The sequence below is a fragment of the Myxococcus guangdongensis genome (genome assembly GCF_024198255.1).
Lineage (GTDB): Bacteria > Myxococcota > Myxococcia > Myxococcales > Myxococcaceae > Myxococcus > Myxococcus guangdongensis.
In genome coordinates this window covers 459,678-472,568 of sequence record NZ_JAJVKW010000001.1, presented here as the reverse complement: position 1 = coordinate 472,568, position 12,891 = coordinate 459,678, and the positions used below count along the sequence as shown (strand labels likewise).

The 12,891-nt window shown below is 68.6% G+C and carries 5 protein-coding genes; all 5 read right to left on the bottom strand.

Annotated elements, in window-relative coordinates; all coding sequences use genetic code 11:
- Window positions 1–35 precede the first annotated feature (35 nt).
- Complete coding sequence (locus LXT21_RS01895) at window positions 36–1,439, bottom strand: hypothetical protein (RefSeq protein WP_254036361.1); 1,404 nt, start codon at window positions 1,437–1,439, stop codon at window positions 36–38.
- Window positions 1,440–1,524: 85 nt separating this feature from the next.
- Window positions 1,525–7,560: an RHS repeat-associated core domain-containing protein gene (locus LXT21_RS01890; RefSeq protein ID WP_254036360.1), complete on the bottom strand. Its 6,036-nt coding sequence runs from the start codon at window positions 7,558–7,560 to the stop codon at window positions 1,525–1,527.
- A 313-nt stretch (window positions 7,561–7,873) separates the two neighbouring features.
- Window positions 7,874–8,884 carry a ribonucleotide-diphosphate reductase subunit beta gene (locus tag LXT21_RS01885; protein WP_254036359.1) on the bottom strand — a complete coding sequence of 337 codons (1,011 nt, stop codon included), beginning with the start codon at window positions 8,882–8,884 and terminating at the stop codon, window positions 7,874–7,876.
- Between the two features lie 155 nt (window positions 8,885–9,039).
- Window positions 9,040–11,547, bottom strand: a complete 2,508-nt coding sequence (locus LXT21_RS01880; protein ID WP_254036358.1) for a ribonucleoside-diphosphate reductase subunit alpha — start codon at window positions 11,545–11,547, stop codon at window positions 9,040–9,042.
- A gap of 453 nt (window positions 11,548–12,000) precedes the next feature.
- Window positions 12,001–12,819 carry an IF-2 protein gene (locus tag LXT21_RS01875; protein WP_254036357.1) on the bottom strand — a complete coding sequence of 273 codons (819 nt, stop codon included), beginning with the start codon at window positions 12,817–12,819 and terminating at the stop codon, window positions 12,001–12,003.
- Window positions 12,820–12,891 lie beyond the last annotated feature (72 nt).

Here is a 12,891-nt window from a genome sequence, read left to right as displayed (position 1 = left end):
ATCACGCGGTCCCCGCTCCCTTCACCGCGCCCCCGTCACTTGCACGGACTGGTGACGTCCTCCGAGACGGCCACGACGTCCAGGGTGAGGGTCCTCGGGGAGTTCTCGAGGTTGTACCAGGAGATTTGATGGTGGCCGTTGCCAGTCCCCTTGGGGTTCGCGAAGGCCGCCAGCTTGTACCTCAGGATCTCCGTGAAGGTGACGTTGCGGTTGGAGTTGATCATGCTCGCGCTGAAGCGCCACGCGCAGACGTTCTCGACGGTGAAGGACGAGCCCGCCAGGGTGTTCAGATTCTTGACCCGGCCGCCGTAGCCTCCGTCGTACATGTTCGACCACCAGCGCCCGAACTCGTTGGGTGGATCGTTGATCGAGTTCCATTGTTCGCGGTGGAAGTAGCGCCAGAGCGCCGTCCCGGAGCCGATGCCGCTCTGGTTCGACAGCCCCCAGCCCTCCTGGGCTCTCGCCACCGGTCCGTGCCTCGCGGACCAGTAGGTGGGCAGGCAGCTGCCGTCCTGGAGGACCTTCACGTGGAGCGGGGCGGACAGGTCGGTGATGGGACTGGCGCTGTTGGTGGTGTCAGGACTGGTGCTGAGCAGGGAGGCGTTCCGGTTGTTGGTGCACTGGGCCTGGAGGTCGAACTGCCAGTACCCCTTGGCGTTGTCGGCGCGCACCATGAGCGAGCGGGGACTGAACGTCGCCTGCTGGACCCGGATGACCACGTAGTCCGCGCTCGACTTCCCATTCTCCCGGTAGACGTAGAACGAACTGGTGAAGCCATACTCGATGTCCTGGCTCTTCCCCCTCGTCTCGGACCAGTTGGATTGTGTCAGGCGATTGCCGAAGCTGCCGGTCAGCGTCCTGATGCCATACATGACACCTTGGGGCGGAATCAGGCCGGCGCCTCCCACCGAGCGGGCGCTCCGCGTCCGGTGGGCGTCGAGCAGCGTGGCCCAGTCCTGTGGCTCCCCCATGCTCTCGTGGGCCACGGGCGAGCCGCGGGGGGCCGCGGAGGACCTGGACGTGGGGTCGGCGTCGCCACCGGATTGGGTCAGCTCGCCGGGAGGCAGGCCCGGTGCGTCCTCGAGCACCGTGATGGCGTAGGCGGACGGGGTGGTCGCCTGCAGGTCGCGGATGACCATGAGCGCGGCCGCGGGATCTTTCAGCTCGCAGCCGACGATGTCTGACAGGGCCTTGCGGGCCGGGTCATCCGGGTGTCGCAACACCAGCTGTTTTCCCTCATCCAGGGCCAGCCGGAGCAGGGGCGCGTACTGCTCCGGCTTCGTGGTGGCGCAGTCGATCCACAGCACCTCCGCGATTCCCAGGTCGTCCGCGCCCTGCTTCACGGAGACCTCCGCCACGTCCTTCAACGCATTGAAGTCCTGTCCCGTCGTGGTGCCCGCGAAGAGAATCTTCGGCTTCGTCCGAGTCGTCGGCTGCATCGTGTCTGGCCTCCATGGCGTTGCACTGCATCCAGTCCCCGGCACGGACCGCATGCCGGGGCCACAACGGTGTCGAGGTGCGTCCTCACTTCATGCCGGGCAGGAAGTACTGCTCCGCGTGCAGGTAGCTGAGCGTGTACCCGAGCGACGTCCCGAACGTGCCGCCGAGCGAGAGCGCGACGAGCTTGCGCAGCCCCTCGACCTCCAGCTGCATCGTGGGGCCGTTGGCGACGTTGTAGCTGGCCCGGCGCAGGCCATCCGCCAGCCCGTCCAGGTCATCCAGCGAGCGCGCCACGCGGCTGAGCGTGGCCTTGCCGCCGGAGGCGACGACGCTGCCAATGCCTCCCGCCACGCCGCCGAAGATGGCGGCGAAGGTGAGGTCCGCGCCCAGCGGGGCGCCCGCGACGGCGTTGCCGATGAGCTGGCTGCTCAGGCCGGACACCACGCCGCCAATGACATCCACGCCCGCGCGCAGGCCGATGTTGAGCAGGCTCCGGCTGGCGAGGTTGAGGCTGGTGGCGGCAATCTCTCCCACCGCGGAGAAGCCCCCGGCGATGGCGCCCGCCGCGGCGCCGATGCCCACCTGAGCGCCCCAGTCCGCCCAGCTGAACTCCTTGCCCATCGCGTTCGCGCTGATGTTGTAGGCGAGCCCTCCCAGCCCCGCGCCCACCAGTCCGCCCACCGCAACGCCGATGGCGACGGCGGCGACGCCCTGAAGGCCGGGGACGAACGACAGCGCGATGCCGCCCGCGATGAGCGCGATGTCCACCGCGTAGGAGACGATCTCCTCCCAGTGCTTGGAGAACCACTGGGGCAGCGTGTTGGTGAAGAAGTTCTTGATGGCGCCGAAGAAGCCGCGGCCCGTCGGGTCGATGAGCGTGAGTGGATCATTGAGGGCGTAGGCGTAGCGATTGAACGCCCCCATGCGGTCGTCGGGCGCTCCCATCTGCGCGTCGGCGGTGATGAAGTTGCCCAGCAGCGGGCTGTAGTAGCGCGAGGACGCGTAGTAGAGCCCGGTGCTGTCCAGCTCCAGCCCCGTGAACTTGCGCCGGAAGTCGTCGCTCCCCGTGCGCAGGCGCGGCTGCCCGAACGGCTCGTAGTCCAGGCGGCTGGCCACCTGTCCCTGCTCGTCGGTGGACAGCGTGGTGCTCTGCGTGTTGTCCAGATGGAAGTAGCGCGTCCCCAGCGAGGGGACCCCCACCTGCCCCGTGGGCGGCGTGCCCGACTCCGCCACGGTGACGGAGGCGACGAGCGCGTCGCCATCCAGGATGTAGCGGGTGTGCTGCCGCGCGCCGCTGGCGAAGCGGACCACCTCGAAGCAGGGCGCCACGTAGTACGTCGTGAGGTCCGGCTCGGCCTTCTTCAGGCGCCGCCCGTCCTGGTCATACGTGAAGCGGACCTGGCCCACCTCCTGGAGCCGCCGCTCCGCGTCGTAGCCGAAGCGGGTGGTGGTGCCCTGGTACGTCAGCTCCACCAGGCTGCCGTTGCCGTCGTAGCGCGCGTGCAGCGCGTCGGGGCTCGCGGGGGAGTAGCCCCGGGCCACCTGGTGACCCGCGCGCTCCAGCGTCAGCCCGGCCTTGCTGGTGAGGCTGCAGGCCCCGTCGTAGGCGAAGTCCTGGGTGCCGTACCCGCCGCCCTGGGCCTTCACCAGCTGGCCCAGCAAGTCGTAGGTGAAGCTCTGGTCCTGGGGCGTCTCCAGACTGTCTCTCAGCGCGCTCACCTGCCAGAAGGCGTCCCACTCCAGGGTGCTGGCGGCCGCGGGCTTCTCGTCGCCGGTGAAGACATCCTGGGTGAGCAGGTGTCCGTCCGGCGTGTAGGTCCAGGCCGTGCGCACGCCATTGCCATACCGGGCCACCGCGGGCGCGCCCAGCGCGGTGAAGTCCGAATGGACCAGGTGCTCCTTCGCGCCCTCGGTGATGCGCACCAGGCGCTGGAGCGCGTCGCGGTGGTAGCCCACCTCCGTCTTCGCGGCGTCCGGGTAGACGATGCGCGAGACGAGCCTCGCGGGCGTGAAGTCCTGGCCCAGCGTGTACGCCGTCCCGTCGAGCGTCAGCTTCACGGACGTCGTGTTCCCGTCCGCGTCGTGCCCATAGACGTACGCCGAGCCATCGGGGAGCTGGACTCCCGTCAGGAGCCCGAGCGAGTACGCGCTGGTCGGCTCGTCGTAGGTGTAGTCCGTCCGCGCGGTGCCGGCCTGCTTCGACAGGACGCGCCGGAGCGCGTCGTGCCGGAACACCGTCGCCTGGCCGGTGCCGTCGGTGTGCGTCCACTCCCGCTGCTCGTCGCGGTAGGCGTACGTCTCGCGGGTGAAGGTGGTGCTCCCCGAGCGGGTGGTGATGGCGGTGTGCCGGTCCACCCCGTCGTACGTGAAGGTCGTCTCCACCTTCGGGTCCGTGGCGCTCAGCCGTCGGCCGAGGGCGTCGTAGGTGTAGCGCGTGGTGTTGCCGCGGCCATCCTGCAGCTCCATCAGGCTGCGCGAGTCCCCGTGGAACCCGTGCGTCAGCGTGCGGGTGCGCGGCGCTGGCGTTCCGACGCCCTCGGTGAGCAGGACCTTGTCGGCGCGCGGGTACTGGTAGGTGGTGACGTTGGGCGCGGCGCCGGCGCTGGAGGTCTCCCGGCGCACCACGCGCTCGTATTCGTCGTAGGTCAGGGCCTGGGCGCGCTTGGAGGCGTCGCCGCTGAAGTAGGGCAGGCTCTGCTCAAGCGGCTGGTCATGCGCGTCCAGGACGGTGTCCTCGAGGATGGCGCGACCGATGAGCGCGCCGTTCTCCATTCCCTGGCTCGCCGTGCGCGTGACGCGGCCGAAGCCGTCCACGTACTCGGTGCGCACCAGCCACGTGTCCTTGCTCCAGTCCTGGCGCGTCAGCGTCTTGCGGTAGGCGCCCGTGCCGTCCTGGCCGCGCTGGAAGCGCATCGTCGCGAGGAGCGCCCCGCCAGGGCTCATCCGCTGGGTCTCCACCGGGCGCCCCAGCCCGTCGTGCACGTGGACCTCGCGGGCGCCGTTGGGCTGCGTCTGTGAGGTCAGCACGCCCTGGGCCGCGTCGTACTGGAACTCGAACTCCAGCGCGCGTCCGGAGGCGGGCGTGGGCAGCACGCGCTTGCTCGGGAAGGTGTGGTACGTGGACTCGAAGGTGTGGCTCACCGCGCCCTTCGCCGGGTCCTCCATCCGCGTCTGGTTGCCCCAGTCGTCGTACTGGTACGAGTAGACCTGCCATGCGTCTGCGCCCGTCCAGCGCGACTGCGTCTTCGTGTCCCAGGTGCTCGCGTCGTAGGTGGTGCGCTCCCAGCGCAGCGGCTGGTTGCCTTGCGCGTCCGTGCTGAGCTTGCGCTCGGTGAGGAAGCCGAGGCGGTGCTGCGCCACGTCGTTCTGGAAGGTCTGCCGGGTGTACAGCGTCGCGCCCGGCGCGCCGGTGATGCCCTGGGTGATGGAGGTGGCGTTGCCGTAGGCGTCGTACTGGAAGGCCTTGGTCTGCACGCAGTCGGGCGTGTCCGACTTCGCGAAGGTGTACAGCTTCTTTCGCACCTGGGTCGTCTGGAGTTGATGGACGCCGGAGCTCGCGGGCGTGAGGTAGTCGTATTCGGAGCGGACCATCAGAGCCCGGTCCGAGGCGCGCCGCACCGTCTGGCTCGCCACGGCGTAGGTGCGGGGGAAGTCCTGGTGGTAGCGCGTCTCGGTGATGGCGCCGGCGGTGCCGGTGTCCGGGTCCTTCTTGGACCACGCCGCGAAGCCCATCCAGCCGCGGCCCTGGAGGTTCAGCCTTGCGCCCGCGAAGGTGAAGGTATGGGCGTGGCGCCGTGTCTCGGAATACACCTGGGTGTACGCCGCCACGACGTAGCGCGGGGACTGGACGCTGCGCGAGGCGAAGCTCATGCCCACTTCAGGCGACTGCGCGCCGGGGTTGGCCGCCAGGGCGTACGTCGCGCCGGGGAGCTGGTTGTTGAACAGGGATTGGGTGTCGACGGCGTCCGGGGCGGGCGCCTCCCGGGTGTAGACGGCCGGGTCCGTGAGGGGCTTGTAGGTGAGCTCGAAGCGGCCGCCCAGGCCGTTGGTGATGCGGGAGACCAGGTCGGGGTACTCCGTCGTCGCGGCGAGCAGGTACGCCGCGCCGGAGCCGTCCACGTGGAGCAGGTCCGCCTTGCCCACGCCCGTCAGGCCCACCGCGGAGGTGGACTCGCCCACCGTCACGAAGGGCGGCACCTGGGACACCTTGGCGTGGAGGCGCAGCGCGCCGCCCTCGTTGAGCAGCACCGCGAGGCGGCGGGGAGTCGGCTCGCCGTCGCGTTGGTGCTCACCGACGATGACCAGGTCATCGCGGCCCTTACCCGTGACGTCGGCGGGCATGAGCTGGGGGATGGCGGCGCCGTACCGCAGGCCCGTGCTGCCCAGGTCCTGCACGACGAAGCCCTTGCCGGTGTTGAAGAGGGCGCGCAGGTGCAGCGTGCTCCCGTCCGTGTAGGGATTGAGCAGGTCCACCTGCCCGTCGCCATTCAGGTGGATGGGGACCAGGCTGCCGCCCCAGGGGACGCGCGAGCTTGGGGGCAACAGGGGCGTGTCCTGCTGTTGGAAGCCCCGGCGCTCGGGGCGGGCCATCAGCCCGGTGAGCTTCAGGAACCCGCCGTCGTTGGACGCGTGGACCAGGTCTGTCTGGCCATTGCCGTCCAGGTCCAGGGCGCTCAGGTGGCCGCCGAAGGGCAGGTGGGTGGAGGTGGCGCCGTGGGCCGACGGCGCGAAGCTGGAGCCATTGGAGTAGAGGACGTCCAGCTTCAACAGGGAGGCGTTGTTGGTGGCGTAGACCAGGTCCGTGCGTCCATCGCCATCCACGTCCAGGGCCATCAGCCGGCCGCCCCAGAGCAGGTCGATGGGGCCGGCGCCGTGGACGGGGCCTTCGCGGACCAGCGACCAGCGGCCGTTGCGCTCGGTGGCCTTGAAGAGCGTCAGGCCGAGCCTGCCTCCGTTGTTGGCGGCGTAGACCAGGTCCATGTGTCCATCGGCGTCCACGTCGAGCGGGCAGAAGGTGCCGCCCCAGCCGAGCTGCGCGCCCGTCAGGTCCACGGGGAAGGGGCCCTCCAGGCCGGTGCGCGTGGAGAGGTACAGGTCCAGCCGCAGCTGGAGGCTGACGTGGTAGGCGTGCAGCACGTCCGTGAGGCCCTGGCCGCTCACGTCCATGGGGATGCGCAGGCCTCCGGGCATGTTCTTGCCCAGCGCGCGCGAGGTCTGGAACAGCGTGGGGTCCGCCTCCGCCTGTCCCTGCCACAGGAAGGTGGTGCGGGGCAGCGAGGTGTCACGCGCCTCGGTGGTGACGGACTGCAGGAGCTGCCGGCGGGTGGCGCGGCTGGGCTGGTAGTCGAAGCGGTACGTCCTGGCGAGCGTGTCCCCGACGTAGGTCTGCACCTGGGACAATAGGCGGGTGATGCGGACGGGATGGCCGCCGACGTAGGTGGTGGCGATGTCCTGGCGGTCGATGAAGGTGAAGCGGACCTGTCGCTTCTTGGCGATGGGCTTCTTGAGGTTGTCCGTGTACTCGATGAGCTTGGGGTAGTGGGCGTTGTGCTGCGCGTCCTGCTCGTACGTCACCGTCATGAAGTTGCCGTGACGGTCCGTGACGCGGTTGAGCGACCAGAGGCGGATGGCGGGGACGGTGCTGGAGGCGGGGACGCGGGAGTCCACCGTCGCGCCGTACTCCCACGTCTGTCCATCGCGGGTGTGGACGGTGAAGGACTGGGGGCCGCGTTGGACATCCCAGCCGGAGGGGTAGTGGGGGACGACCTTGCGCCATGTCTGGATTTCGGTGTGGTAGACGGCCTGGGGTTGCCCATACGCGCCGGAGACCGCCATCAATCGCTGGCCATCCAGGATGAAGCGGTCGTCCAGGTCGTAGTTGATGCTGCCGTGTTGCCCGTCCTGGGCCACCGTCCTCCCCGCGCGGGTGATGGAGGACAGGCCGCTCAGGCCCCAGCCCACGCCGAGCAGCCCGTCGCCTCCGCCGCTGTTGTAGGCGATGCCCAGGGTGGGGGCGAGGCCGTTGGTGCCAGGAGGGACCTTGAGCTCGAAGGCATACGAGGCGCCTCCGTCCTTGTCGATGCTGAACTGGTCGGTGAGCTTGCCCGTGCTGTCTGCCATTGCATGCCTCCGCCTGGCGCAGAGCTCCGCCAGCGACGTCGACGCCCGAGGGCGTGACATGAGAGAACCGGCACTTCCTTCAAATCCAGACGTGAGGCAGTACGCGCAGTGCGAAGTGGGCGCGGAGTCTGGTTTGGAGGATGCGATCTGTCGAGGCGAACGTGACGGGGGGCGACTTTCGTACGTGGGGAGTGTCGCCTACCGGGCGGGTAACTGGCCTGTGCGGGTGATGCGGTAATCCCTGTCAGCCGGCAGGGGCCGGTGGCTGGGAAGAACGACGGGCCCGGGGGGGCGGGCCCGTCGTCGAGGCGACTCAGAACGTCGCGTCGAGCACGACGTCGCCCGCGGCGCCCACGCCCACGGCGACCTGGTAGGCGGACACGCGGCGCTCGAAGAAGTTGGTGAGCTCCTGCACGTCCTGCAGGTCCATGAAGGACAGCGGGTTCTTCGTCTTGAACACCGGGGAGATGCCCAGCATCTGCAGCCGCTGGTCCGCCGTGTACTCGAGGTAGCCGCGCATCTCCTGGACGGACAGGCCCGCGACGCCGCCGCTCAGCAGGTCCTGCGCGAACTGCGTCTCGCACTCCACCGCCTCGCGAATCATCGCCTCCACGTCGCGCTCCATCTTCGCGTCGAAGAGGTCCGGCTCCTCCTTGCGGGCCACCTGGATGCACTCGAACGCGAACCCCATGTGCGCGCTCTCGTCGCGGAACACCCAGTTCGTCCCCGCCGCGAGCCCGTTGAGCAGGCCCTTGCTGCGCAGGAAGTACACGTACGCGAAGGCCGCGAAGAAGAAGAGCCCCTCGATGCAGCCCGCGAAGCAGATGAGGTTGAGCAGGAACCGCTGCCGCTCCTCCTTCGTCTTCAGCGCGTCCACGTCGTGGATGCTGTCCATCCACTTCATGCAGAACTGCGCCTTGCGCTGGATGGAGGGGATGTTGTCGATGGCCGCGAACGCCTTGGCGCGCTCACCCGGGTCCGGCACGTACGTGTCCAGCAGCGTCAGGTAGAACTGGACGTGCAGCGCCTCCTCGTAGAGCTGACGCGACAGGTACATCCGCGCCTCGGGCGCGTTGAGGTGCTTGTACAGGTTCAGCACCAGGTTGTTGCCGACGATGCTGTCGCCCGTCGCGAAGAAGGCCACCAGCCGGTGGATGAGGTGTCGCTCCGCGTCCGTCATCTTCGAGCGGAGGTCCACCAGGTCCGTGGAGAAATCCACCTCCTCGACGGTCCAGGTGTTCTTGATGGCATTCCGGTACATCTCGAAGAAAACCGGATACGCCATGGGACGCAGCGTCAGGTTCAGGCCGGGTTCGAGCAGCATGGGCCGTGATCAACACCACGCTCACCGAAACGTCAATGCCGTGACCCGCCGATTCCTCAGGGTGTTCACGCGTGTGTCACATGCCCGCAAAAACAAAGCGAGCACACGCTCTCGCGCATGCTCGCTCCGGTGAAAATCAGCGTGTCAGGAATTCCTTACTGGCACGCCTCGCAGGCCTCGGGGTTCTCCAGGGAGCACGCCACGGCCTCGGCGTCCGTCACCTTGGCGGCCTTCGCCTCGGGCGCGGGGGTGACGGGCGCCGTCGCGGTGGCGCCGTTGCCGGCGATGGTCGCCTTGGCGATGCGCGTGGCCGGACGCGAGCGCAGGTAGTACGTGGTCTTCAGCCCCTTCTGCCACGCGTAGAAGTACATGGAGGAGAGCTTGCCGATGTTCGGCGTCTCCACGAAGAGGTTGAGCGACTGGCTCTGGTCGATGAAGGCGCCGCGGTCGGCCGCCATGTCGATGAGCGAGCGCATGGGCAGCTCCCACGCCGTGCGGTACACCGTGCGCAGGTGCTCCGGCAGCTCCGTCACGTCCTGCACGCTGCCCTCGGCCAGCTTGATGCGGTTGCGCACCGACTCGTTCCACAACCCCAGCGCCTGGAGGTCGCGCACCAGGTAGCGGTTGACCTGCAGGAAGTCACCCGACAGCGTCTCGCGCTTGAACAGGTTGGACACCTGCGGCTCGATGCACTCGTAGCAGCCCGCGATGGACGCAATCGTCGCCGTGGGCGCAATGGCAATCATCAGCGAGTTGCGCAGGCCGTGCTGCTGGATGCGCGCGCGCAGCGCCTCCCAGCGCGCCGGGTCCTCCGGCGTCACGCCCCAGCTTTCGAACTGCAGCTCCCCCTTCGCCGCCCGCGTCTCCGGGAAGGAGGGGTGCGCGCCGAACTGCTCGGCCAGCTCGCACGAGGTGGTCAGCGCCGCGAAGTAGATCTCCTCCGAAATCTTCTTCGACAGGGCCCGCGCCTCGGCGGAGTCGAACGGGAGCTTGAGCTGGAAGAAGACGTCCTGCAGGCCCATCAGCCCCAGGCCCACCGGGCGCCAGCGGCGGTTGGAGTCCGCCGCCGTGGGGATGGGGTAGTAGTTGAGGTCGATGACCCGGTCCAGCTGCTTGAGCGCGAGCTGGGCGTTGGCGCGCAGGCGCTCGAAGTCGAACTTCCCGTCCGCCACCATGCGGCCCAGGTTCAGCGAGCCCAGGTTGCACACCGCCGTCTCACCCTGGCTCGTCACCTCCAGGATTTCGGTGCACAGGTTGGACAGGTGGATGACGTTCTCGGGGCGGCCCGTCTGGTTGCTCTTGCGGTTGCAGATGTCCTTGAAGGTCATCCAGCCGTTGCCCGTCTGGGCGAGCGTCTTCATCATCCGCGCGTAGAGGTCACGCGCCTTCACCTTGCGCATGGCGAGGCCCGAGGCCTCCGCCTCCACGTAGGCCTTCTCGAACTCCGCGCCGTACAGGTCCGTCAGGTGCGGCACCGTCTTCGGGTCGAAGAGGCTCCAGTCGCCCTCCGTCTCCACCCGCTTCATGAACAGGTCCGGCACCCAGTTGGACAGGTTCAGGTTGTGGGTGCGGCGGGCCTCGTCACCGGTGTTGTCGCGCAGCTCGAGGAAGTCCTCGATGTCCGCGTGCCACGTCTCCAGGTACACGCAGCAGGCGCCCTTGCGCTTGCCGCCCTGGTTCACCGCGGCCACGGACGCGTCCAGCGTCTTGAGCCAGGGGACGATGCCGTTGGAGTGGCCGTTGGTGGAGCGGATGAGCGAGCCGCGCGCGCGCACGCGGTGGTAGCCCACGCCGATGCCGCCGGAGAACTTGGACAGCATCGCGATGTCCGAGTACTTCCGATAGATGGCGTCCAGGTCGTCCGCCGGCGAGTCCAACAGGAAGCAGCTGGACAGCTGCTCGTGGCGGGTGCCGGAGTTGAAGAGGGTGGGGGAGCTGGGCAGGTACTCCAGCGAGCTGAACAGGCGGTAGAGCTCGATGGCCTCGCGCGCGTTGTCGCCGCTGAGCGCGCACGCCACGCGCAGGAAGAACTCCTGCGGCGTCTCCAGCACCTCGCGCGTCTGCGGGTTCTTCAGGAGGTAGCGGTCGTAGACGGTGCGCAGGCCGAAGTACTCGAACAAGTCATTGCGCGACGGGTCGATGGCCGCGTTGAGCTTGCGCGCGTTGGCCTGGACGAACTGCAGCAGGCGGTCCGCGATGAGGCCGTGCTTGTGGCCCGCCGCCACCGACTGGCTGAAGGAGTGGATGTCCTGGTTGCTGACCTCCTTCTGGATGAAGGTGGCGAGCAGCCGCGCGGACAGGCGCGCGTACTCGGGCTCCTCGACGATGAGCGCGGCGGCGGTCTGGATGGACAGGCTGTCCAGCTCGCGCGTGGTGGCGCCGTCATAGAGGCCGGAGATGGTCTTCGTGGCCACGCGCATCACGTCCACGCGCGACAGCCCCACGCAGCTCTTGCCCACGGCGCGCACAATCTTGTTCAGGTCCACCGACTCGGCGGTGCCGTTGCGCTTGCGCACGCGCATGGTGGTGGGGGCGAACTCGCTCTGCGTGGGCTCGGGGGCCGCGACGGGTGCCGTACTCGCGCTCGGTCCGGATTGGCCGGGGGTGGCGGGCGGAACGGGCATGGGCGCGGAGGCGGGCTTCACGGGCGTCTCGAAGTTCACGAGCGGCTCACTCCAAAATGGCGATGGCGTGGCCATGGGGACAAGCGGGGAGCTTGCCCTGGGAGGGGTTTCCCGGGCCACGAAAACAACTGCACGGATGTGTAGGGAAGAAGGCCCGCTCTACCGCCGCGGACCTACGGTCTCAAGGAGACCGGAGAGCACAGGCGACATACGGGGTAGACTGCTGTGTGTAAATAAACCACAACCCCTCCCTGAGCCCTTTGGGACGCCACCGGAATGGTGGGGCGTCGTCGACCGGCCACAAGGTATGGGGGGCATCCGTTGGTGTCAACGCGAGATCTAGTGCTTGGGTAGGTCCGTCCCTTGCAATCTATGATCGATCTCCAACGGTCTACGTCACGTTCTGCTCACAACACTGAGTCCCAGGTCCGGAGACGCTCCGTATGGAGCGGCCGGAATCGGACCTGGGAGGACGGATGTCCCGCGCCCCTCTCAGGGAGTCGTCCCGGAATCCATGCCCGAGTCGACCGGCGGCGTGGGTGAGGCCCCCTCGGGAGCCCCCTCCGGCGAGGTCGGTGTGGGTGCGGGTGGGGGTGACTGGACAGGCTGGGCGGGAGGGGTGGCCTGCTGAGGCTCCTGGGGGCCGCTGAGGGTGTGGACGGCGCGGCGGAGGGCCTCCTCGAGCTCCCGGGCGGGCGGGGTGACGACGGTGAGCATCTGGTGGGCGCTGCGCGCGTGGCGCGTCTGGCTCTCGGCGGCGAGCTTGAGCTGGACCAGGGCGTCGCTGACCAGCCTGCGCGCGTCCTCGAGCTTCTGGCGGGCCTGGAAGAAGGCGACCTCGGTCATGAGCTTCTGGAGGGTGAGGCGCTGCTCCTCGGTGACGCCGGAGAGCTTCTCGGCGCGGCGCAGGTAGTACAGGCCCTGCTCCACCTTGGCGGGCTCCTCGGAGTTGATGCGAGGGCGGGCCAGCGACTCCAGGAGGGGGAACAGGGCCCGGTCCATCTCATCGCGCTCGGTGTACTTGTTCATCGTGAGCGCCATGACGTCCTGTCCTTCCAGGGGGATGGGCGCGTAGGCGTCCGCGAGCCGGGGGTCGCCGGGGCGGTAGGGGACGGCGCCCATGGGGGCCATGCGGCCCTTCATGACGACGAGCTGGCCGTCCACGGGGGCCAGGGTGAAGGTGCGCGCGTTGAGCTGGGACAGGAGGAAGACGACCACGCCTCCGAGTCCAATAATCAGGAAAAACACGAGCAACCGCGTGAAGGTCCGCCGTGCGCGATAGCCAAAGCCCTGCTGTGCCGCTCCGTTCATGTCGCCTGCTCTCCTGACGTCCGGGCGCCGGGGCCACCGTGTGGCCTGGCGCTTTCCTTGGGGCGCGGAGGC

Coding starts and splice junctions, on each gene's coding strand:
- LXT21_RS01895 (WP_254036361.1), bottom strand. CDS start 1,439: ATGCAGCCGACGACTCGGACGAAGCCGAAGATTCTCTTCGCGGGCACC.
- LXT21_RS01890 (WP_254036360.1), bottom strand. CDS start 7,560: ATGGCAGACAGCACGGGCAAGCTCACCGACCAGTTCAGCATCGACAAG.
- LXT21_RS01885 (WP_254036359.1), bottom strand. CDS start 8,884: ATGCTGCTCGAACCCGGCCTGAACCTGACGCTGCGTCCCATGGCGTAT.
- LXT21_RS01875 (WP_254036357.1), bottom strand. CDS start 12,819: ATGAACGGAGCGGCACAGCAGGGCTTTGGCTATCGCGCACGGCGGACC.